The following is a 26,758-nucleotide window of genomic DNA, read 5'->3' on the forward strand; positions in this document are numbered from 1 at the left end:
AGGGCTCCCGCCTCGTGCAGTCGGCCATTGCTGCGAAAGTGACCGACCGTGAGATCATGGAGGTCTCGACCATGGTGCGCGACGGCGATCGCGATGTGGTCCGCAAGCAGCCCTTTGCCCATGTCCGGATGCTGCTTGCCGCAGCCGAGCCGCCCGCGAAGAAATACCCGGCCTTCGATCCTCTCGCTATTTTTGCCACGGAGGACGTTGAGACCGTCGCCTCGGTCCGCACCGGCCAGATTTACGGCGCCGACGTCGATTCGGAGATCTCGCTGCGAACGCTGGATTTCCCGCTCGAGGCGCCCGGGCGTCCCTATGCCGCCACGATGTCCCTTGAGGAAGCTGAGGAGACCGTGCGCACCAATGGCTCGGTGCTGACCGACGGAACCATTCAGCTGGCGTCCCTCAACTATGTCGATCCGCGCCGTTTTGCCTCGAATTCCTTCGAACTTGATCTGACCATCAGCCCGAATGCCAACGTCGTCGCGGAAAATGTGTCGGTCGCCGCGATGGAACCTGATTTCTTCCATCAGTCGTCCGAGTTCGTCGATGATGTCATACCGGCCCGCAAACCCGCGCCGATTACCGATGTCCTGACCGGCGCCGGCTATCAGGGCGATCAGGTCAACGAGGCCTTGGCGGCGTTGCGCTCGCTCACCGGCCTCGCGGAGGTCGAGGAACTGAGCGCCGTACGCCTTGGCGCGATGCAGCGTGGACCGGAGACAGAGATCGTCCGTCTGAGCATCTACGAGAAAGGTCGGCATCTCGGCACCGTGGCCCGGACTGATTCGGGAATCTTCGTTCGCGGCAGCGAGCCGCCGTCCACGCCGGCGATTGCTTCAGCTTTCGAACAGGCTCCCGTCGCCCTTCCGGCTGGTCGCACGCCGCCGACCATCTACGACGGCATTTACCGCGCCGGTCTCGGTTATGACATGCCGCTCGACATGATTGGCCAGGTGATCCACCTTCTGGCCTCGAATGTCGACTTCAAGGCCAAGCTGCAGCCGAGCGATACGCTGCAAGCCTTCTTTTCCGTCGATGATGCCAAGGGGACCGCCAGCGACGAATCGGAATTGCTCTTCCTCGACGCCAAATTCGGCTCAAGCCACGTCCGGCTCTACCGGTTTCAGCATCCCGAGGACAATTCGATCGATTACTATGACCCGGAAGGGCGCAGCGCCAAATTGTTCCTGCTGCGCACCCCCGTCCCGACCGGCAAGTTCCGCTCCGGCTTTGGCATGCGCCGCCATCCGATCCTGAAATACAATCGCATGCATTCGGGCGTTGACTGGTCAGCGCCGCGCGGCACGCCGATCCTGGCTGCCGGCAATGGCAAGGTGATCAAGGCTGGCTGGGATTCCGGCGGCTACGGCAAGCAGACGCTTATCCAGCACCCCAACGGCTATGTCACGTCCTACAATCACCAGAGCCGTATCGCCAAGGGCGTCAAGCCCGGCGCCACGGTGCGCCAGGGCCAGGTGATCGGGTTTGTCGGCTCCACCGGCCTGTCAACAGGGCCGCATTTGCACTACGAGCTGCATGTCAATGGCCGCAAGGTCGATCCGATGCGTGTACGCCTGCCGGACGGCAAGGTTCTCGATGGTGAAGCGCTGGCATCGTTCAAACGCGAACGCCAGCGTATCGATTCGCTGTTGGGAATCGACGCCGAGGACACCAAGCTCGCCAGCCGCTAACGCGACAGTGACCGTCAAAGGCGGCAGGTCCTTAGCGAACCCGTCAAAGGCCGAGTTCGCTGCGCGCCTTTTTCGTCAGCTTGGCGGTGACCAGGGCATGCGACTCGGCGATGAGATCGCAGAGCGTCGCCTCATCGATCGTGCGATCATCGCACCATTGCAGCCATTTCATGCCGCGCGTCGCAAGATAGGGAGCAGGCCGCACACCGTGCGCATCGCGAAAGATCTCCCAGGCCATCTCCGAGGCCTTGAAGGTCACGTGACAGGCGCCGCCCTCCCCTTCGCGCGCCAGGGCGAAGACCTTGGCCCCGACCTTCCACACATGCGCGCCACCCCACTGGACAACCGTGTGAGTCGCCGGCAGCGCCGCGCACAGCCGGTCGAATTCCTCAAGCTGCATCGCGCTGCTCCTGAAACTGAAAAAGCGGGCCGAAGCCCGCTTTAACTTCTTCTGGCTCTGTCCGCTCGGTCAAGTGCGCCGCGCGGATTGCACCTCTCAGGCGGCTTCCACGTCGTCTGAGCCGGCCGGCCGGGCGGCTCCGGTCTGGAAGACGAGCCGGTCGGAACCGCTCGAAACGACCACATGTTCGCCATCGGCAATATCGCCCATCAAGATCTTCTCTGCGAGCGGATCCTGCACTTCCTTCTGGATGACTCGCTTCAAGGGACGCGCCCCGTAGGCCGGGTCATAGCCCTTGTTCGCCAGCCAGGCGCGCGCCTCCTCATCGAGCGCCAGGGTGATCTTGCGGTCTGCAAGCAGAGCCTCGAGGCGCTTGAGCTGAATCTCCACGATCGCGCCCATCTCCGAGCGCCGCAGGCGGTGGAACAGGATCGTCTCGTCAACGCGGTTGAGAAACTCCGGCCGGAAAGCCGCCCGCACGACCGACATTACGGCTTCGCGTGCATCTTCCGCCTCCTGCTCCTCGCTGAGCGCGGTCAGATGCTCCGCGCCGAGATTGGAGGTCATGATGATCAGCGTGTTGCGGAAGTCGACGGTGCGTCCCTGCCCATCGGTAAGACGACCATCATCAAGCACCTGCAATAGCACGTTGAACACATCCGGATGCGCTTTTTCGATTTCGTCGAACAGCACCACCTGATAGGGCCGCCGCCGCACCGCTTCCGTCAGTGCTCCGCCTTCATCGTAGCCGACATAGCCGGGCGGAGCGCCGATCAGCCGCGAAACGGAGTGCTTCTCCATGTATTCCGACATGTCGAGGCGCACCATCGCCGTCTCGTCGTCGAACAGAAACTCCGCCAACGCCTTTGTCAGCTCGGTTTTGCCGACGCCGGTCGGGCCGAGAAAGATGAACGAGCCGATCGGCCGATTCGGATCCTGCAGGCCGGCACGCGCACGCCGCACGGCCTTGGAGACCGCCTGCACCGCTTCGCCCTGCCCGATAACCCGCTTACCGATCTCATCTTCCATGCGCAGCAGCTTGTCGCGCTCGCCTTCCAGCATCCGATCGACCGGAATCCCGGTCCAGCGCGATACCACATGCGCAATATGGTCCGAGGACACCGTTTCCTCGACCATGCCGGCTTCCGTCTCGCCCTCGGCCTCCGCCTGGGTCAGCTCCGCCTCGAGTTTCGGGATCTCGCCATAAGCCAGTTCGCCGGCGCGCTGATACTCGCCCTGCCGCTGGGCCGTCGCGAGCTCATTGCGGGCTGCTTCGAGCTTGGTCTTCAGGTCGGCCGCCAGACCGAGCTTTTGCTTCTCCGCCTGCCATCTGGCAGTCAGCGCATCCGCTTTCTCGCCCAGTTCAGAGAGATCCTTCTCGAGTCGCTCGAGCCGATCCCGCGAAGCTTGATCCGTCTCTTTCTTCAAAGCCTCGCGCTCGATCTTCAGCTGCATGATTCGGCGGTCGAGCTCGTCGAGTTCCTCTGGCTTGGAATCCACCTGCATGCGCAACCGAGCCGCCGATTCATCGACCAGGTCGATCGCCTTGTCCGGCAGGAAGCGGTCCGTGATATAGCGGTTCGAAAGCATCGCCGCCGACACCAGCGCCGAATCACTGATCCGCACCTTGTGATGCTGCTCATATTTTTCCTTCAGGCCGCGCAGGATCGAGATCGTGTCCTCGACCGTTGGCTCAGCGACCATCACCGGCTGGAAACGCCGCGCCAGTGCGGCATCCTTTTCGACATGCTTGCGATACTCATCGAGCGTCGTCGCACCGACGCAATGCAGCTGGCCGCGTGCCAGTGCCGGCTTCAGGAGGTTGGAGGCATCCATTGCGCCGTCTGCCTTGCCGGCGCCGACCAGCGTATGCATCTCGTCGATGAACAGGATGATCTCGCCATTATGGGCCTCGATTTCGGAGAGCACCGCCTTCAGACGTTCTTCGAATTCGCCGCGGTATTTCGCCCCGGCGATCAGCGAGCCCATATCGAGCGCCATCAGCTTCTTGTCTTTCAGCGATTCGGGCACATCGCCATTGACGATGCGCAGCGCCAGCCCTTCGGCGATCGCAGTCTTGCCGACGCCCGGTTCGCCGATCAGCACCGGGTTGTTCTTGGTACGTCGCGACAGGACCTGGACGGTGCGCCGGATCTCGTCATCGCGGCCAATGACCGGGTCGAGCTTGCCCTCCTGCGCCGCCTCGGTCAGGTCGCGCGCATATTTTTTCAACGCATCGAAGCCGCCCTCCGCCGACGCGGTGTCCGCGGTGCGCCCCTTGCGCACGGCATTGATCGCCTGATTGAGGGACTGCGCCGTCAGTCCGGCTCCAGACAGCGACTTGGCGGTGGAAGCCGACGTCTCGATGGTCAGGGCCAGAAGCAGCCGTTCAACCGTGACGAAGCTGTCACCTGCTTTCTTCGCCGCCTCTTCGGCGGTCGCGAAGACCTTGGCCAAAGGTTGCGCCAGGTACAGCTGGCCGTTGCCGCCCTGCACCTTGGGCAGCTTGGCAAGCGCCGCATCATTGGCCAAACGCGCATCAGCCGGCCGACCGCCCGCTTGCTCGATCAGCGCAGCGGCCATGCCTTCACTGTCATCAAGCAAGACCTTCAAGAGATGTTCAGGGGCGAATTGCTGATGATCCTGCGACAACGCGAAAGATTGCGCCGACTGGATGAAGCCGCGCACGCGTTCTGAATATTTTTCAATGTTCATCTTCTTGCTCCTTGGCATGTCCCACCCGAATTGGCGCAGGACAGAGGGGTCCGGAGAGGCTCCCGTTCGCGGCAAGCCTCATGTCAATAGGGATATGGGAACTGCCGGGAGTGAAGAAAAGGACGCTCAAAAACAAAAAAAACCGGCCACAAGGACCAGTTTTTCAAAGTATCGATTTGCAAGAGGCTTATTCGGCAGCCGTTGCTTCCGCAGTATCCTGCACAACCGATTGCGGCTGATCATCCTTGTCGGACGTCTTGACGCGGCGCGGCCGCCCACGGCGCCGCGGCGCCGGCTGCCCACCGGAAGCATCGGCAGAAGTCTCCTGCTGTTCCAATGCCACTTCGGCTGGAACGCCTTCAATCACGGGCTGCGGCGCATCCGGCTCAACGGCATTCCGCTTTGGAGAACTGCGCCGCTTGCGCGGCCCGGCGTCGCGGTCGCGCGCTTCATTGCCGCCTTGATCACCGCCCCGCTCGTCGCTCCGGTCTGTATCTTCATCCCGGTTGCGCTCTGCACTGCGCGTCTCATCGGCTCGGCCAGCTTGGCGGCCACCCCGACCGTTTTCGCCGTTATGCGACTGCGCATCATCATTGCTGGTGTTGCCGTTGTCATCATCGCGCGATTGTGCTTGCCGATCATCGCGCTGACCATCACGGTCGTCGCGTTGATTGCGCTCCTGCAACTGGGCCTGTGCGGCTGCAATGATGCGGTTGTAGTGTTCTGCGTGCTGCAGATAATTTTCAGCCATCACACGATCGCCCGAGCTTTGCGAATCGCGTGCCAGGCTCATGTATTTGTCCGCGATGGTTTGTGCGGTCCCGCGAATTTTGACGTCCGGTCCGGAACTGTCATATGACCGCGACAGCGGATTCTGACCCTTGCGGTTGTTGTTGCCGCCGCTGTTGTTGCGACCGCGACCGCGCTTGTTCTGCTGACCTGGCCTCATTCCATATTCACCTGATTTAGCGTCCTGAAAATCCGGCCTGCAATCTGTGCGTCCGGCTCGCGCGTAGCGCTTCGACAGAGATCCGCAATAACGGACCAGTCGTTGTTTATGGGTTTTGTAAAAGAAACCCGTACCGGAGACCGTCTCACGGTCCGCCTATGCCGTTATGGCAGCAGCCGTTCGAGCCTGAAGGATCGAATCTCTCGTAAGACTTGGGATCCAGTACTGGCCGGAACCGTAGACAGGTTTTCCGGCAATTCCAAGCCCTTTCTTTGTGCAATTCCCGGAAAAACCGCGGAAATCGGCGATTTCAGGCCTGGCTGAAACCGAGAACGCGAAGGATCGCCGACAGATCACCGGCGCTCGAACACTGCACGAATCCCTTGTCGCAGAATATTGCGGCAACATCGCGGCCTTGTCCGATACCGATCTCGACAAGAATGACCCCATCAGGGCGCAGCCGTCCCGAAGCCTGGGCTGCAATCGCCCGATAGGCATCAAGCCCGTCAGCGCCGCCGTCCAACGCCAGAAGCGGATCATGCAGCCGCACGCCAGGTTCCAGCGAACCGATCTCCGCACTGGCGATATAGGGTGGATTCGACACAATCAGATCAAACTGCTCTTCGCGCCCCTGCAGCCAGTCGCCCTGTACTGCCGCGAAGCGATCGCTCAGTCCGAGCGACGCGGCATTACCGGCTGCTGTAGCGACGGCATCCGGAGAAAGATCAACTCCAATGCAATGGCAGTTTTGCACCGCAGCAACGATCGACAGGCCGACAGCGCCCGTGCCGGTTCCAAGATCTGCGATCAAGAGGCCACCCTCCCTTAAAGGCCGGGATTGCAGGGTGGAAATGGCGACATCAACGAGCGTTTCGGTATCCGGACGGGGCTCGAGCGTGCCCGGCGAGAGCGCGAAATCATGGCCATGGAAGCCGCGTCGTCCCAGAATCCGGTGCGCCGGTTCCCCGGCAATCCTGCGCCGCGCCGCGGCGCGAAGGCGCGCCAGCTCATCGGCGTCGACGATACGCTCGGGCTGCAACATGAGCTGAGTGCTCGACAGGTCGAGCAGACCGGACACCAGCAATCGTGCCTCAAACCCCGGATTGTCGAGCTCTGCCGCTGTAAATGCTCTGCGCAATGCCGAAAGCACCGCATCGACTGGTGCCGGGTCTTCAGGAAGTTCAGCCATCCCCCTGCCCGAGCGCCGCCAACTGATTGGCCTGATGATCGCTGATCAGCGCCTCCACGACATCGTCGATTTCGCCCATCATCATGCGGTCAAGCTTGTAAAGCGTCAGGTTGATCCGGTGGTCGGTCACCCGGCCCTGCGGAAAATTATAGGTCCGGATGCGCTCGGACCGGTCGCCCGAACCGACCTGACTTTTCCGGTCTGCCGAGCGGGCGCTGTCGGCCATTTCACGTTCGCGGTCGTAAAGCCGCGCCCGCAGCACCTGCATCGCACGCGCACGGTTCTGATGCTGCGATTTTTCCGAGGAGGTGACAACGAGACCGGTCGGCAGATGCGTGATCCGTACCGCCGAATCCGTCGTGTTGACGTGCTGGCCGCCGGCACCCGAAGCGCGCATCGTATCGATGCGGATATCCTCGGGGCGGATATCGATATCGATATCCGCAGCTTCCGGAAGCACCGCGACGGTCGCGGCAGAGGTGTGAATCCGCCCCCCTGATTCAGTTTCCGGAACCCGTTGCACCCGGTGCACACCCGATTCGAATTTCAGCCGCGCAAAGGCCCCATGTCCGGCGATTGTCGCGATGATTTCCTTGTAGCCGCCGACCTCGCCCTCGCTTGCCGACAGCACCTCGACGCGCCAGTTGCGGGCCGCCGCATAGCGCTCATACATCCGAAACAGATCGCCCGCGAACAGCGCCGCCTCAGAACCGCCGGTCCCGGCTCTGATCTCGAGAATGACACTGCGCTGATCGGCAGCGTCCGTCGGCAGCAAGAGTATCTGGATATCGCTCTCGAGTGCGCCGATGCGCGTCTTCAGACCTGCCAGTTCCAGTTCTGCCAGTTCGCGCATTTCCTTGTCGGTTGATCTGTCCGACAGGATATCGCCAAGGTCGTCCCGTTCCCGCTTTGCCTTCTCCAGTTCGCTGATTTTCTTCACCAGCGGCTCCAGCTCCGCATATTCCGAAGCCAGCCGGACGTAGGCGTCCGCATCCGGACCGGCCGCCATGCGCGCTTCGACTTCGTCGAAACGCCGCTGCAGCTCGCGCATTTTATCGAGGGGAAGTTTGGCCATGAGAGTTGGATGCAATCCTAGATGCTGACGTCATTCTGATCGGCGAATTCCGTCAGAAGAGACCGGATCGTCTGCCCGCTGTCGGGTTGGTCGAGAGCGGCGAGAAGGTGCGACTGCAATTGCTTCGCATCAAGTGAAAGCAACATCGCCTTCACCGGCCCGATGGCCGCCGGGGTCATCGAGATCGATCGGAAACCGAGGCCGATCAGCGCCATGGCCGACAGGGGCCGCCCCGCGAGTTCGCCGCACAGGGTCAGTGGCGTGCGGGTCCTGTCAGCCGCCTCGACCACCTGCCGCAACAGGCGCAGGAAAGGACGACTGAGCGGATCGAACCGGTTTGACACACGCGCATTGCCACGATCCGCCGCCATTACGAACTGGAACAGATCGTTCGATCCCACCGACAGGAAATCCACTTCCTGCAGCAATTCGTCAAGTTGCCACATCAGGTTCGGAACCTCGAGCATGGCGCCGAACTGCAGCCGCTTCGGCAGCGTATAGCCGAACCGCGACAGCCGGTTGACTTCCTTTTTGAGCAATGCCTTGGCGGCCCGCAATTCGTTGACCTCGGTGACCATCGGCACCATCAGCTTCAGCTCGGCGCCGGCCGCCGCCCGCAGGAGGGCGCGAAACTGCGTTCGCAGCAATGCAGGCCGATCCAGAGACAACCGCAGCGCGCGCCAGCCAAGCGCCGGATTCTCTTCTTCTGCCGAGCGGAAAAAGGGCACCACCTTGTCGCCGCCCACATCGAGCGTCCGGAATGTCACGGGATGATCGCCCGCCTGTCGCAACACGCTGCGATAAAAGCTTTCCTGCTCCTCGATCTTCGGCATTGTCGAAGCGATCATGAACTGCAGTTCGGTTCTGAACAGCCCAATCCCCTGCGCCCCGCATTCGTCAAGCTGCGGCAGGTCAACGAGCAGGCCGGCATTCATCTGCAGATCGACGGAGATCCCGTCCTTGCTCTCGGATGGCAATCCGCGCAGCGCCCGGAACTGCTCCTGGCGGCGGGCCCGGAACCGAACCTTGTCGGCATAGGCCGACTCGAGCTCCGGCACCGGCCGCAAATGCACCTGGCCATCCTCGCCATCGACAATGATCGCATCGCGGTTCTCTGCCAGCGAGACGATCCCCGCCGCCTGGCCGACCACCGGGATTCCCATCGCCCGCGCCACGATGACCACATGGCTGGTCACCGCCCCGTCCTCCAGGATCAGGCCGCGTATCGCTTCGCGCGGATAATCGAGAAGTTCCGCCGCCCCCATCGCACGAGCGACGATGATGGCATCGTCCGGCAGCGACGCGCCGCCCGGTTCGAAGCCGGTCAGTTTGCGCATCAGCCGATTGGCCAGATCATCAAAGTCATGCAACCTTTCGCGCAAGTAGGGATCGGTCATGTGGATCATGCGCGCGCGCGTATCGCTTTGCACCTTTTCCACGGCCGCTTCCGCTGTCAGACCGTTGCGCACCGCCTCCTCCAGCTTGCGCACCCAGCCCCGGTCATGCGCGAACATCCGGTAAGCCTCCAGCACCGCCCGGTGCTCACCCTCCATCGAGACATCGCGGCGCGACAGCATGTCGTCGATCGAGATCCGCAGCGAATCAAGAGCCTCTTCGAGACGCGCTATTTCCGCATCGGCGTCATCGTTCAAAAGATTGGTGACGACCATCCGCGGCTCGTGCAAAACGACATAGCCAAGCCCAATGCCATCGCCATAGGCGTTTGCATCGATTGTCACGGGACGGGTGAGATCAAGTTCGACGCCGGAGGTCGACATCTGTCGCAGCTCGCCGGTGGCAATCATTTCGGCGAGAATCATCGCCGTCGTCTCGAGCGCCTCCAATTCATCATCGCGATACTTGCGATAAGCCTTGTTCTGCACGACCAGCACGCCGAGCGACCGGCCGGCTCTCAGGATCGGCACGCCGAGAAAGGAGTGGAAGATTTCCTCACCGGTTTCCGGCAGATAGGTGAATGCGGGATGCGTCTGCGCGTCCGAAAGATTGAGCGCCCGGGCGCTGGCAGCAATCGTTCCGACCAGCCCCTGCCCCATCTTCAGCTGCGAGTGGTGGACGGCGTCCTTGTTAAGCCCTTCTGTGGCAAACAGTTCCAGCGCCCCGTCGGCCCGCAGCACGTAAAAAGAGCACACTTCGGCCACCATGTTGGACGCGATCTGGCGCACAATATGGTCTAGGCGCTCCTGTGGCTCCAACGGTTCCGCCATCAGTTCGCGCAACCGCCGGAGCAACACGCGCGGACCTGTCGAGAGGTCTCTCATCGCGCTTGCTCTTCCCCCGTATTCATACCGTTCGCCACCTCTTAGCGGAGATGCGCGGTTAGCCCGGCGGCCCTGTTGTTATTGAATCAAGTCTTATCGAGACCATAGACGGAATGCAAAGTCCGCACCGCGAGTTCTGCATAAGCCCCATCGATCAGGATTGAGATCTTGATCTCGGAAGTCGTGATCGCTTTGATATTGATGGACTTTTCCGCCAATGCCTTGAAAGCGGTCGCCGCCACGCCCGCGTGACTGCGCATCCCGATGCCGATCACCGAGATTTTCGCCAGCCCGCTCTCACTCTGCACCACGTCAAAGCCGATCGCCTGCCGCTGCTTTTCAAGCTGATCCAGCGCCTTGTCGACATCCGCCGACGGCACCGTGAATGTCATGTCGGTGCGCGATCCGTCCTCGGATATGTTCTGGACGATCATGTCGACATTGATATGTGCATCGGCGAGCGGGCCGAATACGGCGGCCGAGACGCCCGGCCGGTCTGAAACGCGCCGCAATGAAATTTGCGCTTCGTCCTTGGCATAGGCGATGCCGGTAACAACTTCCTGTTCCACGATTTCTTCCTCGTCGCAAATCAGCGTGCCGGGTGGATTGAGCGGATCGCTCATGCCCGGCGCATCGGGATCATCGAAACTCGAACGCACGAATGTGCGCACATTGTGCACCATCGCCAGCTCGACCGAGCGCACCTGAAGCACTTTGGCGCCCAGCGATGCCATTTCCAGCATCTCTTCAAAGGCAATCTTCTTCATCCGCCGCGCCTTCGGCTCGATGCGCGGATCGGTGGTGTAAACGCCGTCGACGTCCGTATAGATGTCGCAGCGGTCAGCCTTGACCGCGGCCGCCACCGCAACCGCGCTGGTATCCGAGCCGCCACGTCCGAGAGTTGCGATCCGGTTGTCCGGCCCGATGCCCTGAAAGCCGGCAATCACCGCGACCTGACCGGCCTCGAAGCGGCTGACCAGATCGCCGCCCTCGATTTCGAGAATGCGGGCCGCGCCGTGCACATTGTCGGTCCTCACCGGCACCTGCCAGCCCTGCCAGGACCGCGCATCGACGCCCATCGCCTGCAGCGCGATAGCCAGCAGACCGCTGCTGACCTGCTCCCCCGAGGCGACCACCGCATCATATTCACGTGCGTCGTAGAACGGGGCCTGCGCTCCGGCAACCTTCGGCATGGTCTGCACCCAGTTGACAAGTTCGTTGGTCTTGCCGGCCATCGCCGAGACCACGACGGCAACCTGGTTCCCGGCCTCCACCTCGCGCTTGACATGCCGCGCCACATTGTGGATCCGCTCCAGGTCGGCCACCGATGTGCCGCCAAACTTCATCACGATACGCGCCATGCTGTATTTCCGGTAAGACCGCCCTGCCGTGAGCCCGCTGCTCGTCGGGATCGAAAATGAGGTCCGCTTTGGCGGACACGAAGTGCCGGTTTTCCACCGCGCAAGAAAAACGCCCCGGTCCAACGGAGCGAAATCTGCGGCCCTCATAGCTAAAAACCCTGTGGCCTGCAACATCGCCGCGGATGTGGCGCGACAAGTTCGTTGTCCGCGCCAGCCGCTCAAACCTTGACAAAGGCCCGTTCAGACGAAACTTGAAGGCAAGGTGCCGGAAAAGGAAACCCGCCATGCCCGAAACTGCTCAGAATGGAACGCCCAGAACAACGATCGATGATCGCGAAGTCGAGCGGTTCTCGCAGATTGCGCAGGAATGGTGGGATCCGGACGGCAAGTTCAAGCCGTTGCACAAGTTCAATCCGGTTCGTCTGAGCTATGTGCGCGACAAGATCTGCGAGCATTTCGATCGCGATCCGAAAGCGATGCGGCCGCTGACCGGCCTGCGCATCCTCGATATCGGCTGCGGCGGCGGTTTGCTGTGCGAACCGCTTGCACGCATGGGTGCCGAGGTTGTCGGGGCCGATGCCTCTGAAACCAATATCGAGGTGGCGAAATTGCATGCCACATCGCAGACCATTGAGATCGACTATCGCGCAACCACCGCCGAGGCACTGGCCGAGGCCGGTGAAACCTTCGACATTGTGCTCAACATGGAAGTGGTCGAGCATGTCTCCGATGTCGATTTGTTTCTCGAGTCCTGCGCCGCCATGGTGCGCCCGGGCGGATTGATGGTGGTCGCTACGATCAACCGCACGCCAAAAGCCATGGCCTTCGCCATTATCGGTGCCGAACTGGTGTTGCGCTGGCTGCCACGCGGCACCCATCAATATGACAAGCTTGTGAAACCGACGGAGATCGAAAGGCCGCTTTCGGAAAACGGCATGGGCATTATCGATCGCACTGGCGTGACTTACAGCCCGTTACAGGACCGGTGGCAGCTTTCGCGTGACATGGACGTCAATTACATGCTTCTCGCAGCCCGCCCGCAACCGGCCTGACGCCGCATCGGCCCTCGGTTGCCGCGCTCAGTTGAGATCTTCGGGAAGCGTCGGCAGCGGCGCAATCTCGATCCCCTCTTCGATCAGGGCCTTGGCATCTTCGAGGCTCGCCCGTCCGATTATTCCGCGCTCTTCCGCCTCGCCGTGGTGAATGCGGCGGGCTTCCTCCGGAAACCGGTCGCCCACGTCTTCCGACTGGGCCCGCACTTGCCGCACCACTTCCCGCACAGCCTTGATCATTTCTGCTTTTCGCGGGTCGATGGCTCCCGCAACCGCCATCGGCGCGCTTGCACCGGCGGCTTTGGTCGTGTCGGAACCTGCGCCCACCGCACCGGCTTCTGATGCTCTAGAACCCGGCGACCCCCGGCGCCTCGACGTGGCGATGGCCGGTGCCATCAATGCCTTTTCGACGTTCGTCGAACCACATGACGGGCATGCCACCAGTTTGCGGGCCCGTTGACGATCGAAATCATCATTTGAGGCAAACCAGATCTCGAACTGGTGCGCATGCTCACAATTGAGCGAAAACCGGATCATGACCCCGTACCCGCTGGCATCGTTCCACCCGTCTTTTCCGTTTCAGGCGCCGCGCAACGATAGGTTCGGCTGTTTTTCAGGTTCGGAATCTTGCGGCGGGCAGCCGCCGATTCCGCCGGGTCGATTTGCGCCAGCACCACGCCCGCTTCGTCGCCATCGGCTTCGGCGAGCACCCGGCCCCACGGATCGACGATCAGCGAATGTCCGTAGGTCTCGCGGCCATCCTCGTGATCACCGCCCTGCGCAGCAGAGATAACAAAAGCACCATTTTCGATGGCACGCGAACGCTGCAGCACGTGCCAGTGCGCCACCCCCGTCTGGCGTGTGAAAGCCGCCGGCGCGGTCAGCACCGATGCACCCGCCAGAGCCTGATCGCGGAAGAGCTGCGGAAAACGGATGTCGTAGCAGATCGCCAGACCGAACACCGTGTCGTCGATCCGCGTCGTCACCATCTCTTCGCCGGCGCGGTAGGTTGCACTTTCCCGCCAGCTTTCGCCATTGTCGAGATCGACATCAAACATGTGGATCTTGTCATAGACAGCCTGGCAGCGGCCATCAGGACCGAACACGAAGGCGCGGTTCGCCGCGACAGGCCCACTAGCCGAAGCTCCGGCCGCATCGCCGATCCGCACTGCCGTTGAGCCGATATGCAGATAAATCTCGTGTGCTGCCGCAAGTTCGGCTGCTGCCGCCACCACCGGATCGTCATCGGCAGTCCTCAGTCCAGCCATCAAACTCGCGCGATCACGCACCAGGCATCCGGTCATCTCCGGGGTCTGCACGTAACGTGCGCCGCGTCCCGCTGCCTCGGCTACCAGATCACGCAACGTGTCTATATTGGCCGCCGCATCCATGCCCGACCGCATCTGAATGGCGGCGACCGCCAACCCTGTCATGTCACGCCTCGCTGAGCATGGGATCGAGCTTGCCGCTGCGCTCAAGCGCCATCAATTCATCGCATCCGCCAATATGCGTCGACCCGATGAAAATCTGCGGAAACGTCGAACGGCCGTTCGCCTTCGCGATCATCTCCTGCTTGAGGTCCGGTGACTGTCCGGCATCATGCTCGGTGAACGCAACGCCCTTCTCACTCAAGAGCCGTTTTGCAGCCGTGCAATAGCCGCAGAACTGTCGCGTATAGATCGTCACATCCGCCATTCACTTTCTCCCGGCGGGCGCGCCGCCTTTTACCTGTTTTCTTGCCGGACCGGCCCGTTCCGCACCGTGGCGCGCCAGCCTTCTCAGGCATATAGAAGTTCGGCACCTTCGCTTGCAACCCTTGCAAAGGTTAGCACCGAAACCTGTGAGGCGCCGGCCTTGAGCAAGGTCCGCGCCGCCGCATTCGCCGTTGCCCCGGTCGTCAGCACATCATCGATCAGCACGATGCTCCGATCAGCGATCAGCGGCCGCCGGTGGGCTTCGATGAAAAACGCGCCGCGCAGGTTTTCGATCCGCTCCTGCCGACCGAGCCCCACCTGGCGCAGGGTGGCCTTGCGCCGGACCAGCACGCCGGAAAGTTGCGGTCGTCTGCTCAGCTGCGCCAGGATGCGCGCCAGTTCACCGGCCTGATTGTAGGAGCGCGCACGCAAGCGGGAAGGATGCAACGGAACGGCAATGAGAACATCACCGCTCTCCAGCAGTTCGTGACCCGCGCGCAGCATCCAGCGGGCCATGCCGGGCGCCAGGTCGGAGCGATCGGCATATTTGAGAAGATGCACAAGCTGGCGCCCGGGACCCTCGTGCAAGACGGCGGCGCGCGCCTTGGCAAACACCGGAGGGTCGGCGATCATCGCAGCGCTGACCATGCCCTCGCCACGCTCGTGACTGAAAGGCAGCCCGCTCACGGCACAGAAGGGCTGCTCGATAAACGGAATGGTGCGCCAACACTCGGCACACATCCCGCTCTCCGACCCGGTAAGTGTGTTGCAGTTCATGCATAGCGGCGGGTAGACCAGCGCCAGGCCATGCGCCGAGACGGCCTTCAGCCCCGCCCGGACTGCTCCGCTGATCCTATGCGCTGCAAGCCTGACCATCGCTTGACAATACTGGCCTGTAGCGTCATCGACAATCGAATTGAACTACGGGCGCATGTCTGCATTTCTGTGACATCGCACAGTGCAGACGGTTTGCCGCCACGTTTTGCCCGTCGGATCCGGGATCCTGGCCACGCATGGACACACTTTTCGATCACTCTCTGCTGCGCCAGCGCCACCGCCGGGCCCTTGCAGCAACGCGCAAGCAGCCGGCACGCGACCCGCAGTTTCTGTTGCGCCACGTGGCCACCGAGCTTGCCGAGCGCCTGAGTATGGTCGAGCGCCATTTTGCGAACCCGGTTCTCCTGCATTCCGCCACCACCCTCCCGGCGGATCTTCTTGAAGCGACCGGCAAGACCGACAGATTCCTTGTCGTTGCCCCCGACCGTCCGGAAGACATTGGTCCCACTGCCGGCACGAATTCCAGAGAGTGGGTTGCAGCGCCGCCGGACGAGGTCGGATTGAATGTGGCATCCGCCGATCTGTTCATTGCGCCGGCGACACTGCATCTGGTCAATGACACGCCGGGCCTGCTGATCCAGGTACGGCGCGCGCTCGTACCGGACGGGTTGTTTCTCGCGGCCGTGCCGGGAGCTGGAACCCTCGGCGAGCTACGCCAATCTCTGCTGCAAGCGGAAAGTGAAGTCACGGGCGGCGTTCATTCGCGCATTCACCCCTTCGCCGACGTGCGCGACTATGGGGCACTCATGCAGCGCGCCGGTTTCGCCCTGCCGGTGGCCGATTGTGAAGAGCTTGTCGTTCGCTACGACAACCTGTTTGCGCTGATGCAGGATCTGCGCGCCATGGGGATGACCAACGCCCTCGTTCAGCGCAGCCGGAAACCGCTCAGCCGGCGCGTTTTGCTGCGCGCCGCGGCAATTTACGCCGAACGTTTTGCTGATCCGGACGGACGCATCCGCGCCAGCTTTCCAATGATTCATTTATCTGGCTGGGCGCCGGATGCCAGTCAGCAGCAGCCGCTGCGTCCCGGTTCGGCCAAGATGCGCCTTGCCGACGCGCTGCGCCCCGGCGGCGACCGGAAATAGACGCTTCCCGCCGCTGTCACCGGCCTGGGGTCCTGACCCTAGTCCGCGGCGTTCGTCATCGTCGTCGATGTCTTGTTGAAGAGATTGCCGAGCGTGTTGCCGAAGCCGCCGATGCCAACCACGAGGGAGATCGAGATCAAGGCAGCGATCAGGCCGTACTCAATGGCTGTCGCGCCGCTGGAATTTCGGAGAAGGCGGCGCAGTATGACTGACATGATTGAACCTGTGCTTTGAGGGTAGGATCGCATCGCTCGTTTGTCGGGAGCGTCGGCGGAGCTTCGATGCTGCCGAAGTTTCTAGCAATCACCGGAGGTCCGGCCTCCGGGATGAATGATGCAGATTGCATCCGGTCGCTGTTGCAGAATGGACTTGCGGATCGTGTAGGTGCTGTGCGTCTGCCGCGCGGGTATCGACCCCGTCAGGATGGAATCATAGGCATCCGGGGCATAGGCGATCCGCGCCGACTGATCGACCGCGAGGATTGGCGTGAGCAGCAGCGCCGAGACCACGGCCGCTCCGGCGAAAAGACACGCCAGCTTCAAAGGGCCTATGCCTGTCGCCGCATGGCGCCCGGGAAAATTGTCCGCAGCCGTTGTCCAGAAATCGCCGTCTTGCATGCTCGCCCCTTTCCGGAACCCAGTTTAATCCGGTAGGTTTGCGAGTGTGTCTTAGAGGCGTTGACGTTTGCTTAACGGTGTTTGCGAATTCATCTGGCCTGGGGAGTGTGTGCCGTGAAACGGGCACAAATCCTGCCCCTAGAGCAGATCGATCAGGCTGGCCACCAACGGCGCATCAGCCGGCGGCATCGGCAAATGCCGCATATCTCGCGGGCGCACCCATTTCAGCGCCTGCCCTTCCCGGGATTGCGGCTGGCCTTGGTAGCGGCGGCAGATGAACAGCGGCATCAGAAGATGAAAGCTGTCATAGGCGTGGCTGGCAAATGTCAGGGGAGCAAGGCAGGCCGGCTGGGTGCGAATGCCGAGTTCTTCCTCAAGCTCGCGGATCAACGCGGTCTCCGGCGTCTCGGCGGGCTCCACCTTCCCGCCAGGGAATTCCCACATACCCGCCAGCGGCTTGCCCTCCGGTCGTTGTGCCAGAAGTACGCGCCCATCGACGTCGACCAGGGCGCAGGCGACGACCAGCAAGACCGGCAAGGAGGACAGTTCGCTCATGCCGCCTCTGACCCGATCGGCGGCCGGCGATAGACATAGCGATAGACCTCGCGGAAGCCGAGCCCGAGATAAAGCTGCACCGCTGCTTCATTGGCACTCTCGACCTGCAGCCAGCCATGCAGCGCTCCGCGATGCCTGGCCCAGCGCAGGCCGGCGCTGACAGCATCCCGCCCATGTCCCATTCGGCGCCGGTCAGCCCGGGTCGCCAGCTCATAAAGACCGGCAAGGTCGTTGTCGTGGATGCACAGCGCCGTGGCCACCGGGCCGGATTCGGGATCCTCGATGACAAACAATCCGGTTGGCGGCCTGATCGAACTCAACACCTCGGTAAGGCCGGCCTTCAGCGCCGGTTCGCGCCCATGCACCCGGATCGAGGCATCGACATAGCGGCCGACATCGCGCACCGGCAGATGATCCATGCCGGTATCAATATCCAGCGCAGCGATCGGCGCCATCATGACGATCGTTTCGTCAAAGCGGTCCCAGCCGGCTTCATCCAGGTAGGCGTCCAGTTCCGGAGGCGCCAGCGGCGATTGCCGGAACACCAGCGGCCGATCATAGGATTCGAAGCGGTGCGCCGCACGCTCGACGCGCTGTGCAATGTCGCGCCGGTCGGACGGGTCGAGCGGATTGACCGAGTTGAGGCGCTTGGACGGGTGCCCAGCGGTCAGCCGCACCTGCCAGCTGCCGTCATACTGGATCGAAGCCGCCGGCCAGGCACGAAATCCGGCGGCTTCCAACCGCCGCACGATGGCCAGATCCGACGTGGGTGATGTCTCCTGCCGCGGCCCGTCTCGGCGTGAGCCGTTTGCATTGTCAGCTTCGATAGTCGCCATTGATTTCCACATATGCCTTCGTCAGATCACAGGTCCAGACGCGCGCCCGGCCTTCGCCCAGTCCAAGATCCACCGTGATCGGGATCTCCTCGCGCCGCATCACCGCCGACACTTCTTCCTCGCTGTAATCGGGGTCGCGCTCACCACCAACTGCCACGCGAATATCTCCGAACCAGATTGCCAAACGGTCGCGATCAGCTTCCTCGCCAGCCTTGCCGACCGCCATCACCACCCGGCCCCAATTGGCGTCCTCGCCGGCAACCGCAGTCTTGACCAGCGGCGAGTTGGCAATCGACCGCGCGATCCGCCCGGCGGAGTGATCGGACACCGCGCCAGTGACCGTTATCTCAACCTGCTTTCGCGCGCCCTCTCCATCGCGGACGACCTGCAGCGCCAGATCCTCCATCAAGGACAGCAACGCGGCGCGAAAACCGGCATAAAGCGCGTCATGCGCATCCGCCGCGCCTGGACCAGCCTGTTGACCGGTGGCGAACAGCAGCACCGTATCGGAGGTCGAGGTGTCGCTGTCGACGGTGATCGCGTTGAATGTTGGCTTGACCAGCGCAGACAGCATCTCTTGCAGCACCGCCGCCGGGATCGCCGCGTCGGTGACGATGAAGGACAGCATCGTTGCCATGTCCGGCGCGATCATGCCCGCACCTTTGGCAATGCCGTTCAGTTGCACGCTGACGCCGTCGATTTCCGCCGACCGGGTCGCCACTTTCGGATAGGTATCGGTGGTCATGATCGCCCGTGCCGCCTGCAGCCAGCGATCGCCCTGCGCCGCAGAAACCAGGCGCGGCAGATGCCCGATGAACTTGCCGGCATCGAGCGGTTCGCCGATCACGCCGGTCGAGGCGAGAAACACTTCCGAGGCCGCACAGCCGAGTGCAGCCGCAGCCGCTTCGGCTGTCTGCGCGGTTGCCGCATGGCCTTTGCGCCCTGTGAAGGCATTGGCATTGCCTGAATTGACCACCAGGATCCGCGCCTTCCCGCCGGGGAGATTGACCCGGCACAGATCGACCGGCGCGGACGGACATTTGGACTGCGTGAAGACCCCGGCAACCTCCGTTCCGGGATCGAAGACCATGATCATCAGGTCGGTGCGCCCCTGATATTTGATCCCGATTTCGGCCGTCTCGATGCGCACGCCGGCAATCGCCGGCATCTCGGGATAGGACTTCGGTGCCAGGGGAGACACGGCTTCAGTCATGGTTTGGCGGCCTCGTTCGGATTGTTTCATTCTGCGCAAAGCGCCGCGCGGACGCTCTGTGATTTAGCCGCGTTTGGCCGCGGCCGCCAATTGCAGCGGCCCCGGCTCGCCATGCATCCCGTCATTCAGCGTCCGGTGCGCCGTCCGTCTGCGTGTCGGAAGCACCATCTGCTTCGGCGGCACCATCGCCATTCTCTGTCTCACCGGCCGCTGCAGCGCCGCCTTTCTGCATCGCCATGACCTGCTCGTATTTCGCTTTCAGGTCCGGATCGACCACCTCGATGTCGATCGAGTCGCGCGCTGAGGCCATCAGATCCGCATAGCGCTCACGCAGCAGAACCTGGCGCACCTGGCCCTCGACCTGTTCGAAGGAGGGCGGCGCGGCAGCACGGCGATCCTCGACCTTGATGACGTGGAAACCGAATTCCGACTGCACCGGCTCCTTGGTGAACTCGCCGGGCTCAAGTGCAAAGGCCGCTTCTTCGAAAGCCGGCACCATCCGGCCCTTGGTGAAATAACCCAGGTCTCCGCCTTCTGCTGCGCTGGGACCGGTCGATTTGGTTTTCGCCAGTTCGATGAAATCCTTGCCGTCTTCGAGCTCGGCGATCACCGCCTTGGCCTCGTCTTCGGTCTTCACCAGCACGTGCCGCGCTTTGACTTCTTCTTCGCTTGGCATCGCCGCGATTTCTTTGTCGTAGCGGGCCCGGGCATCTTCGTCCGTGATCGTGTCGACGATCTTTTCCTTGAACATCAGATTATGCAGCGTGCGGTCCCGGTAATAGGCCATCTGCCGCTTATAGGTCTCGGTCTCTTCAAGATCCTCGTCCTCGGCAAGCCGCGCCAGCAGCTTCACGTCGATTGCCGCCGCCAGCGCAGCCAGGCGCCGCTGCTCCGCGGGCATCTGCGCGAATTGCGGATCGAGTTCGCCTTCTGCCAGGCGCAATTCTGACTGATGCAGCTCAACCCCTCCGACCTTGGCCACGACCGGATCATCCTCCGCCGCGTGCAGCGGCGTCGAAAGAGAAAGTGTGGCTGCGAAAAAGACAGCAGCAAGCAGCGGGGTATGGCGCATGAAAAGACCTTTCGTTCAACAGGGGTATGCAATGCCGTGTGCACCGGAATTCGGTCAAGAACATGACCTTTCGCCCGTCCGGCGCGCCGTTGACATCGAACCAACCCCCTCTTATCTGTCAGCCAACCGCCCGTCCAGTCGGCTTCGCTCGCGCAAGCCCTTGGACTGTCGCATTCAAACCCGAAAGCCCGGCGCATCCCCTGCCGTCTCTGGCTTTGCAAATCTGCCTTTCGCGCAGCCTTGGGAAAGGACCTCAGGCATGGTCAATTTCGGCGCCGTTGCCAAGAAGATTTTCGGTTCATCCAATGATCGCCGCATCCGCAGCTATCAGCCGAAAGTTCAGGCTATCAACGCCCTCGAATCGGACATGCAAGCGCTGTCCGATGCCGAACTCGCGGCCAAGACCGACGAGTTTCGCGGACAACTTGCCGATGGCAAGACGCTTGACGACCTTCTGGTTCCGGCCTTTGCCGTGGTTCGCGAAGCGGCCAAAAGAACGATTGGCCTGCGCCCCTTCGATGTGCAGCTGATCGGTGGCATGATCCTCAACGAAAATTCCATCGCCGAAATGAAAACCGGCGAAGGCAAGACGCTGGTCGCCACCTTGCCGGTCTATCTCAACGCCCTGACCGGCCGCGGCGTCCACGTGGTTACGGTCAACGACTATCTCGCCAAGCGCGATGCCGAGTGGATGGCGCAGATCTACCGCTTCCTCGGCCTGACCACCGGTGTGATCATGCATGGGCTCGATGACGACGAGCGGCGCGCGGCCTATGCCTGTGACATCACCTACGGCACCAACAACGAGCTCGGCTTCGATTATCTGCGCGACAATATGAAATATGAGCGCGGCCAGATGGTTCAGCGCGGCCATTACTATGCCATCGTCGATGAGGTCGACTCCATCCTCATTGATGAAGCGCGCACGCCCCTGATCATATCCGGCCCCCTCGATGACCGCTCCGATCTCTACCAGACGATCGACGCCTTCATTCCGACCCTGGCGGAGACCGACTACGACATTGATGAAAAGATGCGCACCGCCACCTTCACCGAGGAAGGTACGGAAAAGCTCGAGAACATTTTGCGCGAGGCCGGCTTGTTGAAGGGCGAGTCCCTCTACGACGTCGAGAATGTCGCCATTGTCCATCACATCAATAATGCGCTGAAGGCGCATCGGCTGTTCACCCGCGACAAGGATTACATCGTTCGCAACGGCGAGATCGTCATCATCGATGAATTCACCGGCCGCATGATGCCGGGCCGCCGCTATTCCGAAGGCCAGCATCAGGCCTTGGAAGCCAAGGAAAAGGTGGAAATCCAGCCCGAGAACCAGACGCTGGCCTCGATCACCTTTCAGAACTATTTCCGCATGTACGACAAGCTGGGCGGCATGACCGGCACCGCATCGACCGAGGCCGAGGAGTTCGGCAACATTTACGGTCTCGACGTTGTCGAGGTGCCGACCAACCGACCGATCGCCCGGGTCGACGAGGACGATGAGGTCTATCGCACTGCCAGCGAGAAATTCGCCGCCATCACCGAAGAGATTTCACGCGCTCGCGAGAAAGGCCAGCCGGTTCTGGTTGGCACCACTTCGATCGAGAAGTCCGAACAGCTTGCCGATCTGCTCAAACAGGCTGGTATCAGCGAATTCCAGGTGCTCAACGCCCGTTATCACGAACAGGAGGCCTACATCGTCTCCCAGGCGGGCGTTCCCGGCGCCATCACCATTGCCACCAACATGGCCGGCCGCGGCACGGACATCCAGCTGGGCGGCAATGTCGACATGCGCCTGGACCGCGAATTGGCCGATCTGCCCGAAGGACCGGAGCGGCAGCAGCGGGAACAGGAAATTCGTGCCGACATCGAGAAGCTGAAGCAGCAGGCTCTGGCCGCCGGCGGTCTCTACGTGCTGGCCACGGAGCGCCATGAGAGCCGCCGCATCGACAACCAGCTGCGCGGCCGATCCGGCCGTCAGGGCGATCCGGGGCGTTCAAAGTTCTATTTGTCGCTTCAGGACGACCTGATGCGAATCTTCGGCTCCGACCGCATGGACGGCATGCTCAAGAAATTGGGGCTGCAGGAAGGCGAAGCCATCGTCCATCCGTGGATCAACAAGGCGCTCGAACGGGCGCAGAAGAAGGTCGAAGGGCGCAATTTCGACACCCGCAAGAACCTTCTGAAATTTGATGACGTGATGAATGACCAGCGCAAGGTCATTTTCGAGCAGCGGCTGGAACTCATGGATGCCGAATCGATCAAGCCGACGATCGACGACATGCGCGAGGAAGTCATCGACGGACTGGTCACGCTCAACATTCCCGAGAAGGCTTACGCCGAGCAGTGGAATATCGCCGAATTGAAGACCGGTGTGCAGACCTATCTCAACCTCGATCTGCCGCTTGACGAGTGGGCCGCCGAGGAAGGCATTGCCGAAGACGATATTCGCGCCCGCATCCTCGAGGCGGCGGAAGCGCAGGCGGCTGACAAGGAGCAACGCTTCGGACGGGAAATCATGCGCCACGTGGAAAAGTCCGTCGTGCTGCAGACGCTCGATCACCTTTGGCGCGAACATCTCGTCAATCTCGACCATCTGCGTTCGGTGATCGGCTTCCGTGGTTATGCGCAACGCGACCCGCTGCAGGAGTACAAATCCGAGGCGTTCGAGCTGTTCCAGGCGCTCCTGGCCAACCTTCGCCAGACCGTCATGGCGCAATTGAGCCGCGTCGAACTGGTGCGCGAAGCCGCCGACGCTCCCGACCCGGAGCCGCCACAGGATCTCAATCCCAGCCACGCCGATCCGCTGACCGGCGAGAATGAGTTTGCCACCCAGAACGCGCCTACCCTGCTGGCGGAAAGCAGCGGCCAGCCCACCGGCCCCCGCGATCCGGATGATCCGGCAACCTGGGGCAAGGTTGGGCGCAATGAATTGTGCCCCTGCGGCTCTGGCAAGAAGTTCAAGCACTGTCACGGACAGTTCTAGGGTCTGGCCAATAGCCCTGGCCCGCGCCCCACAAGGTTGCGCGAATCGAAGCCAAACGGTAGGTAGCAAACGTGCCGCTCGCCTGTGCCGGCAGCTTGATCCGGATCGCCGGCGCAGCCATCGGCAGCTGTGCCGCGCCCCTGCCCGGGCGTCAGCGGATCGGGAAGGGGCTTCCAGCATGACCAACGACGAAGCGGCAGCCATCGTGCAAGCTGTCATCGCCTCTGTTCTCGACACGGATGCAAATGGCATCGACCAAGACACACCGCTGATTGGCGGTCAGGCGCAGATCGATTCCATCAAGCTCGTCGAGGTCTGCCTCGCCCTTGAAGATCGCGCTGAACAGCTTGGCTTCGAATTTGACTGGACTTCCGAGGCGACCTTGTCCCGATCACGCAGCATGTTCCGCAGCGTTGGCGCTCTGGCCGAAGTCTTCGCCAAGCAGGCAGGCGGCGGCAAATGATCGTCATCACCGGCGCCAGCAAGGGATTGGGGGCGGCCATTGCCGAACGCTGCAGGAACAATGGACACAGCGTTTTCGGTCTCGCACGCGACACCAGCAACCTGTCTTTTCCCGGCATCAACTGTGACGTCGGTGACTATCAGTCGCTCAAGGACGCCGTCCGGGCCATCAAGAAAGCCGGCGAACCGCTCACGGCAGTGATCAATGCCGCCGGCATCGCCGCCATGAACATGGCCGTGACCAGCGACGAGCAGACCGTGCGCCGCATCATCCAGACCAATCTCACCGGGACGATCTTCGCCTGTCAGCTGCTGGCGCCGCTGATGATGCGGCGCAAGGCCGGAACGATCATCACATTCTCGACGATTGCCGTTCCCCTGGCCATGAAGGGCGAATCCATCTACGCCGCGTCAAAGGCCGGGGTTGAGGCTTTCACCCGCACCTTTGCCCGCGAGGTCGCCGATTTCGGCATTCGCGTCAATTGCATCTCTCCCGGCCCGATAAAGACCGATCTTTTGCGTGGCGTTTCCGAAGCGCAGATCGATGCCATTGTCTCGCACCAGCTCGTACCCCAGCGGTTCACCAAGGACGATGTGTGCGATCTCGTCGATCTTCTGCTCGACGACAAGGCGCGATCGCTGAGCGGACAGGTGCTTCATGTCGGCGGCGTCTGAGGGGCTCCTCGAGCGTCTGGCGCGCATCTGGGAAGGCGTCGACCATCCCTTCCTCATCCATCCGGCAGGCAACCTGACCTTCGCCGATATCCTCGGCCAGCCGCCGGTTGATCTGACCTCGGTGCATCGCGGTGATGTCGTCGCTCTCATCGGCGATTTCGACGCGCGTTCGGTTCATACATTGCTGCGCCTGTTCGATCTTGGCGCGATCGTTGTCCCGCTGACTGCCGCCACCCGGGCACAGCACGATTATTTCCTTGAGACGGCACTCGTCGATACGGTCATTGATGCCGCTGGAGTACACCGGCGCGAGAACAGGCACCTCCGTCCCCGGACCCATCCCTTGCTGGAGGAACTGCGAAACGATGAGACAGCCGGACTGATCCTGTTTTCCACAGGCACCACCGGGCAGCCCAAGGCCATTCTCCACGATCTCGACCATTTCATCCGTCGCTTCGACCGGCCGAATCCGGGCTTGCGCGCTCTGAGTTTTCTGCTCTTCGACCATATCGGCGGTCTGAACACTCTGCTGCAGGCTCTGTTCAATCGCCGCGTCATCGTCGCGCCGAGCGGCCGCACGGTCGATGCTGTCCTCGACGATTGCCGCCGCCACGGTGTCGAGGCGCTGCCCGCCACCCCGACCTTTCTTCGCATGCTGCTTTTGAGCGGCGCCGTGCCGCAGGGCGTGCCGGAGACCATCCGCCTGATCACCTACAGCACCGAGCGCATGGACCAGCCAACGCTGGATGCCTTGTGTGCCTTGTTGCCGGATGTCGAGTTTCGCCAGACCTTTGGCATGTCGGAACTGGGGATCATGCGCGTTGCCAGCAAGGCCCGCGACAGTCTGTTCTTCAACCTCGGCGGCAGAGGCGTCGAAACGCGAACGGTCGATAATGTGCTCTGGATTCGCACGCCGGCGCGCATGCGCGGCTATCTGAACGCGCCCTCCCCCTTCGATTCCGAAGGCTGGTACAACACCGGCGACATCGTTGTGGAGCGCGACGGCTTCTACAAGGTGACCGGGCGCGCCGATGACGTGATCAATGTCGGCGGGCTGAAATTCATGGCAGCAGAGGTCGAGCAGGCCGCGCTGGCGCTCGACGCGGTGCTCTTTGCCAAGGCTGTCGGCCGCGACAATCCGCTGACCGGACAACATGTGGAACTGCTGGTGCAACCGGTGCCGGGAGCGAACCTCGACACGGCCGAGCTGAAAGCGCAATTGCAGCAGCGTCTTCCCGCGCACATGATGCCGCGGCGCCTGCGCATAGATGCAGTGCCGGTCAGCCACCGCTATAAGCTGGTCTGATGAACATTGCTGAACAGATCCGGCGCCTGAAGCATCAGGAACAATCCCGGGCCCGCGCCGATGCTATCGAGATCCGTGATGATGAAGATCTGCCCGCCGGAATGCTGGTGCCAATCGGCGCCTGGGCGCTGAAAGACCCCGGTCTGATCGACGATTTCACCGCATGGCGGCGCGCCTTCAGGCGCTTTTTCCTCACCCGTTTCACCGAAACGCCTGAGCACACCCTAGCCTATCTGAAGAATGTCGCGATTGCCGAAGAGGATCGCATCCTGTTCGCCCTGACCACACTCGAAGGACGCGTCATCGGCCATCTCGGCCTGTGCAATATCTCGGCGGAGTGCGGCGAGCTCGACAATTTCATTCGCGGCGTTTCCGGTGGCCCGCCCAATCTGATGTTTCTTGCCGAGCGTCAGCTCTTGCGCTGGGCATTTTTTGATCTCGGCCTGGAACGTATCCTCGCCCAGGTGCTGTCATTCAATTTCCTCGCACACGGGCTGCATGCTCCGCTTGGCTTTGAGGTGCTTGAACAGCGCTGCCTGAGACAATCGACCCAAGGCCCGCTGGTCAGTCATTCAACCTGCGAGCCGGAAGACTCGAATGTCAGCTACAAACTGGACCTTCTGGCCCTCGACCGCAGCGTCTTCGAAGCGCTGGCCGCTTCGGAACCGCGCCGTCCCGCTGATTAAGGGAGGCTTCGGCAATCGAC

The 26,758-nt window shown here is 62.0% G+C and carries 25 protein-coding genes (1 of these 25 running past the window's edge); 8 read left to right on the plus strand and 17 right to left on the minus strand.

The window, feature by feature from the left end:
- Window positions 1-1,694, plus strand: the 3' portion of a protein-coding gene (locus tag KY465_RS04145) for a M23 family metallopeptidase (protein WP_219200151.1). Its footprint begins 253 nt before the window's first position; only the last 1,694 of its 1,947 coding nucleotides appear in the window; its start codon lies beyond the left edge, outside the window; the stop codon is at window positions 1,692-1,694.
- Between the two features lie 43 nt (window positions 1,695-1,737).
- On the opposite strand, the gene KY465_RS04150 is transcribed toward KY465_RS04145, so the two are convergent.
- From KY465_RS04150 to KY465_RS04180, 7 genes are all read right to left on the minus strand, one after another.
- Window positions 1,738-2,094: an MmcQ/YjbR family DNA-binding protein gene (locus tag KY465_RS04150; protein ID WP_219200152.1), complete on the minus strand. Its 357-nt coding sequence runs from the start codon at window positions 2,092-2,094 to the stop codon at window positions 1,738-1,740.
- A gap of 96 nt (window positions 2,095-2,190) precedes the next feature.
- Window positions 2,191-4,809: an ATP-dependent chaperone ClpB gene (gene clpB / locus KY465_RS04155; protein WP_219200153.1), complete on the minus strand. Its 2,619-nt coding sequence runs from the start codon at window positions 4,807-4,809 to the stop codon at window positions 2,191-2,193.
- A gap of 187 nt (window positions 4,810-4,996) precedes the next feature.
- On the minus strand, window positions 4,997-5,758 hold the full coding sequence (locus KY465_RS04160; RefSeq protein WP_219200154.1) for a DUF4167 domain-containing protein: 762 nt from the start codon (window positions 5,756-5,758) through the stop codon (window positions 4,997-4,999).
- A gap of 310 nt (window positions 5,759-6,068) precedes the next feature.
- Window positions 6,069-6,947: a peptide chain release factor N(5)-glutamine methyltransferase gene (prmC, locus tag KY465_RS04165; RefSeq protein WP_219200155.1), complete on the minus strand. Its 879-nt coding sequence runs from the start codon at window positions 6,945-6,947 to the stop codon at window positions 6,069-6,071.
- Window positions 6,940-8,022: a peptide chain release factor 1 gene (prfA, locus tag KY465_RS04170; protein ID WP_219200156.1), complete on the minus strand. Its 1,083-nt coding sequence runs from the start codon at window positions 8,020-8,022 to the stop codon at window positions 6,940-6,942. The genes prmC and prfA overlap by 8 nt, the downstream gene beginning before the upstream one ends.
- Before the next feature lie 17 nt (window positions 8,023-8,039).
- The gene (gene ptsP / locus KY465_RS04175) at window positions 8,040-10,301 is read right to left on the minus strand and encodes a phosphoenolpyruvate--protein phosphotransferase (RefSeq protein WP_219200158.1); all 2,262 of its coding nucleotides are present in this window, start codon (window positions 10,299-10,301) and stop codon (window positions 8,040-8,042) included.
- 86 nt (window positions 10,302-10,387) lie between these two features.
- On the minus strand, window positions 10,388-11,662 hold the full coding sequence (locus tag KY465_RS04180) for an aspartate kinase (RefSeq protein ID WP_219200160.1): 1,275 nt from the start codon (window positions 11,660-11,662) through the stop codon (window positions 10,388-10,390).
- 284 nt (window positions 11,663-11,946) lie between these two features.
- Between KY465_RS04180 and ubiG the strand changes: the two genes are divergently transcribed.
- Window positions 11,947-12,714 (plus strand): bifunctional 2-polyprenyl-6-hydroxyphenol methylase/3-demethylubiquinol 3-O-methyltransferase UbiG, encoded by a 768-nt coding sequence (ubiG, locus tag KY465_RS04185; RefSeq protein ID WP_219200163.1) that lies wholly within the window; start codon window positions 11,947-11,949, stop codon window positions 12,712-12,714.
- Window positions 12,715-12,741: 27 nt separating this feature from the next.
- Here the strand turns inward: ubiG and KY465_RS04190 are convergent, their stop codons facing one another.
- The 4 genes from KY465_RS04190 to KY465_RS04205 all read right to left on the minus strand — a co-directional run bounded on the left by KY465_RS04190 (window position 12,742) and on the right by KY465_RS04205 (window position 15,284).
- Complete coding sequence (locus tag KY465_RS04190; protein WP_219200165.1) at window positions 12,742-13,251, minus strand: DUF1178 family protein; 510 nt, start codon at window positions 13,249-13,251, stop codon at window positions 12,742-12,744.
- Window positions 13,248-14,147 (minus strand): carbon-nitrogen hydrolase family protein, encoded by a 900-nt coding sequence (locus tag KY465_RS04195; protein ID WP_219200167.1) that lies wholly within the window; start codon window positions 14,145-14,147, stop codon window positions 13,248-13,250. Before KY465_RS04195 ends, KY465_RS04190 begins: the two co-directional genes overlap by 4 nt.
- Window position 14,148: 1 nt before the next feature.
- A complete protein-coding gene (gene grxC, locus KY465_RS04200; protein ID WP_219200168.1) occupies window positions 14,149-14,409 on the minus strand; it encodes a glutaredoxin 3 in 261 nt (86 codons plus the stop codon).
- Window positions 14,410-14,492: 83 nt separating this feature from the next.
- Complete coding sequence (locus KY465_RS04205; RefSeq protein WP_219200170.1) at window positions 14,493-15,284, minus strand: ComF family protein; 792 nt, start codon at window positions 15,282-15,284, stop codon at window positions 14,493-14,495.
- Window positions 15,285-15,421: 137 nt separating this feature from the next.
- Between KY465_RS04205 and KY465_RS04210 the strand changes: the two genes are divergently transcribed.
- A complete protein-coding gene (locus tag KY465_RS04210) occupies window positions 15,422-16,330 on the plus strand; it encodes a class I SAM-dependent methyltransferase (RefSeq protein ID WP_219200172.1) in 909 nt (302 codons plus the stop codon).
- A gap of 38 nt (window positions 16,331-16,368) precedes the next feature.
- On the opposite strand, the gene KY465_RS04215 is transcribed toward KY465_RS04210, so the two are convergent.
- From KY465_RS04215 to KY465_RS04240, 6 genes are all read right to left on the minus strand, one after another.
- On the minus strand, window positions 16,369-16,545 hold the full coding sequence (locus KY465_RS04215) for a Flp family type IVb pilin (RefSeq protein ID WP_219200174.1): 177 nt from the start codon (window positions 16,543-16,545) through the stop codon (window positions 16,369-16,371).
- An 81-nt stretch (window positions 16,546-16,626) separates the two neighbouring features.
- Window positions 16,627-16,947: a hypothetical protein gene (locus KY465_RS04220; RefSeq protein ID WP_219200176.1), complete on the minus strand. Its 321-nt coding sequence runs from the start codon at window positions 16,945-16,947 to the stop codon at window positions 16,627-16,629.
- Between the two features lie 138 nt (window positions 16,948-17,085).
- Window positions 17,086-17,502 (minus strand): (deoxy)nucleoside triphosphate pyrophosphohydrolase, encoded by a 417-nt coding sequence (locus KY465_RS04225; protein ID WP_219200178.1) that lies wholly within the window; start codon window positions 17,500-17,502, stop codon window positions 17,086-17,088.
- Entirely contained in the window at window positions 17,499-18,338 is an 840-nt protein-coding gene (locus KY465_RS04230) for a GNAT family N-acetyltransferase (RefSeq protein ID WP_255561427.1), read from the minus strand. Before KY465_RS04230 ends, KY465_RS04225 begins: the two co-directional genes overlap by 4 nt.
- Window positions 18,319-19,551 carry a bifunctional glutamate N-acetyltransferase/amino-acid acetyltransferase ArgJ gene (gene argJ, locus KY465_RS04235; RefSeq protein ID WP_219200181.1) on the minus strand — a complete coding sequence of 411 codons (1,233 nt, stop codon included), beginning with the start codon at window positions 19,549-19,551 and terminating at the stop codon, window positions 18,319-18,321. The genes KY465_RS04230 and argJ overlap by 20 nt, the downstream gene beginning before the upstream one ends.
- A gap of 121 nt (window positions 19,552-19,672) precedes the next feature.
- The gene (locus KY465_RS04240) at window positions 19,673-20,623 is read right to left on the minus strand and encodes a peptidylprolyl isomerase (protein ID WP_219200182.1); all 951 of its coding nucleotides are present in this window, start codon (window positions 20,621-20,623) and stop codon (window positions 19,673-19,675) included.
- A 259-nt stretch (window positions 20,624-20,882) separates the two neighbouring features.
- On the opposite strand from KY465_RS04240, the gene secA reads away from it, so the two are divergent.
- The 5 genes from secA (at window position 20,883) to KY465_RS04265 (ending at window position 26,738) form a co-directional block, all read left to right on the plus strand.
- Complete coding sequence (secA, locus tag KY465_RS04245) at window positions 20,883-23,609, plus strand: preprotein translocase subunit SecA (protein WP_219200184.1); 2,727 nt, start codon at window positions 20,883-20,885, stop codon at window positions 23,607-23,609.
- A 178-nt stretch (window positions 23,610-23,787) separates the two neighbouring features.
- Window positions 23,788-24,072: a hypothetical protein gene (locus tag KY465_RS04250; protein WP_219200185.1), complete on the plus strand. Its 285-nt coding sequence runs from the start codon at window positions 23,788-23,790 to the stop codon at window positions 24,070-24,072.
- Window positions 24,069-24,746, plus strand: coding sequence for an SDR family NAD(P)-dependent oxidoreductase (locus KY465_RS04255; protein WP_219200187.1), 678 nt, complete (start codon window positions 24,069-24,071; stop codon window positions 24,744-24,746). The genes KY465_RS04250 and KY465_RS04255 overlap by 4 nt, the downstream gene beginning before the upstream one ends.
- Entirely contained in the window at window positions 24,730-26,052 is a 1,323-nt protein-coding gene (locus tag KY465_RS04260; RefSeq protein WP_219200189.1) for a class I adenylate-forming enzyme family protein, read from the plus strand. The genes KY465_RS04255 and KY465_RS04260 overlap by 17 nt, the downstream gene beginning before the upstream one ends.
- The gene (locus tag KY465_RS04265; protein ID WP_219200191.1) at window positions 26,052-26,738 is read left to right on the plus strand and encodes a GNAT family N-acetyltransferase; all 687 of its coding nucleotides are present in this window, start codon (window positions 26,052-26,054) and stop codon (window positions 26,736-26,738) included. The genes KY465_RS04260 and KY465_RS04265 overlap by 1 nt, the downstream gene beginning before the upstream one ends.
- The last annotated feature ends 20 nt before the right edge of the window (window positions 26,739-26,758 follow it).

This window comes from Neohoeflea coraliihabitans (assembly GCF_019334345.1).
Lineage (GTDB): Bacteria > Pseudomonadota > Alphaproteobacteria > Rhizobiales > Rhizobiaceae > Pseudohoeflea > Pseudohoeflea coraliihabitans.